Below are 642 nucleotides of genomic sequence, written 5' to 3'. Positions count from 1 at the left end.
GCCGGCCTGGCCGACATCCAGCGCTGGGCCGGACACAGCGAACTCTTCGACACCGCCATGGTCTTCCAGAACTACCCCGTCGAGGAGGGCGACCTCACGGCCCCGACGGACACGGAGCGGCTCCGGGTCGCGTCCGCGGACATCAAGGGCGGCACGCACTTCGCGGTGAACGTCGTCGCGACGATGCGCGGCGCCGAGCTGTCCTTCCGCGTCGACTACCGCCCCGACCTCTACGACGCGGAGTACGCACGCGGCTTCGGCCGGCGGATGGTGCGGGTGCTGGAGACGCTGGTCTCCGACGCCGACCTGCCCGTCGGACGCCTTGACACCCTCGACCCGGCCGAGCGGGAGCGAGTGCTGGTGGAGTGGAACGGGGCGCGGACCGAGCTGCCCGACACGCCGCTGCACGAGCTGGTGGCCGAACAGGCCCTACGTACGCCGGACGCCATCGCGGTGGTGTGCGACGGTGACTCACTGACGTACGCGGAGCTGGACCGGCGCGGCAACCAACTCGCCCGGCACCTCCTCGAACAGGGCGTGGGCGCCGAGCAGTTCGTAGCCCTGACTCTGCCCAAGTCGCTCGACGCGATCGTCAGCATGCTCGCCGTCCTCAAGACCGGCGCCGCCTACCTGCCCATCGAC

General features: G+C 70.9%; 1 protein-coding gene. It reads left to right on the top strand.

Annotated features, from left to right (window positions below; all coding sequences use genetic code 11):
• On the top strand, nucleotides 1–642 hold a 642-nt coding region (locus ACTMVF_RS42405; protein WP_441276433.1), incomplete at both ends, for an AMP-binding protein.

The organism is Streptomyces sp. SD31 (genome assembly GCF_052068475.1).
Taxonomy (GTDB): Bacteria; Actinomycetota; Actinomycetes; order Streptomycetales; family Streptomycetaceae; genus Streptomyces.
Note: the sequence above shows the minus strand (reverse complement) of the source record. Positions and strands in the feature narration are given on the sequence as shown.